The sequence below is a fragment of the Amycolatopsis sp. TRM77291 genome, assembly GCF_054166285.1.
In genome coordinates this window covers 1-2,313 of record NZ_JBSZHF010000013.1, presented here as the reverse complement: position 1 = coordinate 2,313, position 2,313 = coordinate 1, and the positions used below count along the sequence as shown (strand labels likewise).

General features: G+C 65.5%; 2 protein-coding genes. One reads left to right on the top strand and one right to left on the bottom strand.

Annotation, left to right across the window (positions count from 1 at the left end):
- Positions 1 to 14: 14 nt before the first annotated feature.
- A complete protein-coding gene (locus ACXIZN_RS43095) occupies positions 15 to 1,472 on the bottom strand; it encodes an FAD-dependent monooxygenase (RefSeq protein WP_457960765.1) in 1,458 nt (485 codons plus the stop codon).
- Positions 1,473 to 1,565: 93 nt separating this feature from the next.
- On the opposite strand from ACXIZN_RS43095, the gene ACXIZN_RS43090 reads away from it, so the two are divergent.
- Positions 1,566 to 2,159, top strand: a complete 594-nt coding sequence (locus tag ACXIZN_RS43090; protein ID WP_257488934.1) for a TetR family transcriptional regulator — start codon at positions 1,566 to 1,568, stop codon at positions 2,157 to 2,159.
- Positions 2,160 to 2,313: the final 154 nt, after the last annotated feature.

Sequence of the window (2,313 nt, the reverse complement as noted above, 5' to 3'; positions counted from 1 at the left end):
GCAGGGGACCTTTGCTATCGCGTGGGGGTGGGGGCGACCCAGCAGGCGTAGCCATCGGGGCGGTAAAGGACGGCATCCGTCGAGGGCCACGGCAGGGTCGTGACCAGCTGGGTGGTCAGACGGGGTGAGTGGGCGTGAGCCCGGGCGGCATCGACGTGGGCCTGAGTGGTCGTCAGGAGCACGAAGCCGCCATCGCGGAACAGGGTGCTGGGACGCAGCGGGCCGGCTGCGGTAGCGACGTCCTGGTCGGTGAGCCGCGAGCCGAGCGCGGGATGCGACGTCCCGTGCGTCGTGTAGCGGATCCCGAGGCCGGAAACCATGCCCGACAGGTACCGGCTCACCTCGGGTAGCTCCGCAAGGTCACCGAAGAGCGCGCGAAGCGCGCGAGACTCGTGAGAGCGCGGAGTCAGCCCTAGCTGAGCGGCGACGTTGTGCAGCACCTGAGCGCCCACGGGGTGCCGCTCGGCCTCGTAGGTGTCGAGCAGGTCGTCACCGGCCCAGCCGCGCACTGTCGCGGCGAGCTTCCAGCCCAGGTTCATGGCGTCCTGCACACCCAGGTTCAGCCCCTGGCCACCTGCCGGGAAATGGATGTGCGCGGCATCCCCTGCCAGCAGCACCCGGCCGACGCGGTAGCGCTCCGCCTGCCGCGCCGCGTCGGAGAACTGTGACGCCCAGCGGATTTCCGACACCGTCGCCGTCTCGCCGTACGAGTCGAGCAGGGCCTGCCGGACTTCGTCGTGCGAGATGGCGGACCGGATGTCCTTGGGGCGCGAGGCCCGATCGCCGTACACGAACCGGTAGAGCCCCGGTTCTCCCAGCGGAATCAGGCCTTTGAACGTGGTCGCCCCGGTCGGCTCGCCGACGTTCCGCATCGTTCGCCACTGTTTTTGCGCACCGGCGGGGATTTTGTCGAACAGGACGTCCGCGACCACCCCGTAGCCTTCACCGTCCACCCCGGGAAAGTCCACGTCGAGTCCTTTGCGTACAACGCTTCGAGCGCCGTCGCAGCCGACGAGGAACTTCGCGTGCAGCCGGTTCTCGCCACTGTCTGTTCGGTACCGAACAGAGACAAAGTCCTTGTCCTGCACGAAATCGATTACTTCGGCGCCGCGGACCACCTTTGTTCCTTGTGTGGCAAGCCGTTCCTCCAGGTAAGCCTCGACCTGTGCCTGCGGAATCCCCAGCTGGAAAGGGAATCGAGTGTCCCACCCGTCGTAGCCGATCGGGATCATCGCGAAATGCCCGTCCTGCACCGTCGCGAACGAACGCTCCTCGGCACCGTCCAGAAGTCCGCGCAGCTCCAGCATTTCCGCGGTCCGCGGCTGCAGGTTCAGCGCCTTCGACAGTCCCGTGCGCTCGTGATGCCGTTCCAGGACCACGACATCGACGCCGGCGAGCGCGAGTTCGTGGGCCAGCATCAGCCCCGTCGGCCCCGCTCCGGCCACGATCACGTCCGTCCCCAGGTTGTTCATACCACTCCTTAACGATGTTAAATTGACCTGCGGCCAGCGTGCCCTTAACATCGTTAAATTGTCAAGGTGCTTCCGCTGGAACGAGGGACAAAAGTGGGTCTGACCAGGCAGGACATCGTCCGCGCCGGGCTTCGGCTGCTCAACGACGTCGGGCTCAACGGGCTGACGCTCCGCCTGATCGCGCAGGAACTCGGCGTCAAGGCGCCCGCGCTGTACTGGCACGTGAAGAACAAGCAGGAGCTGCTCGACGAGATGGCGACGCAGATGTACGCGGACGCGATGCCGGGCCGTGTTCCCGAGGGAACGGGGGAGCGGGAAGCGCTCGAGCTGGCGTCACGGGCCTTACGCCGGATGATGCTTGCTTACCGTGACGGGGCGAAGGTCTTCTCCGGGACTTTCCTGACCGACGACAGTCTTCTTGGTGACAATCCGTTTCAAGGGCGCGTCGACGCGGGGCTCGAACTGCACCTGGCCGGACGAGCGTTGTTCACCGTGTACAGCTACGTCATCGGTTTCACCATCGAAGAGCAGGCCGTTTACCCGGTTCCGGGCGAACGGGACCCGCGTTACGACGTCACGCCCACGGCCTGGGTGTTCGACGAGGACATCGAGGGCAGGTTCGCCGACGGGCTGACCATGGTGCTCAACGGCGTCTTCGGCTGGCTCGATGACAAAGTCGCGCCATAACACCTGGTCAAAGGCTCTTCGGGAAGTTAGGGGTACCCGCCTGAAAGCCGGTTTCACCCCCATGTAATCTATTAACACAACGACGCGGGGTGGAGCAGCTCGGTAGCTCGCTGGGCTCATAACCCAGAGGTCGCAGGTTCAAATCCTGTCCCCG

Coding starts and splice junctions, on each gene's coding strand:
- ACXIZN_RS43095 (WP_457960765.1), bottom strand. CDS start 1,472: ATGAACAACCTGGGGACGGACGTGATCGTGGCCGGAGCGGGGCCGACG.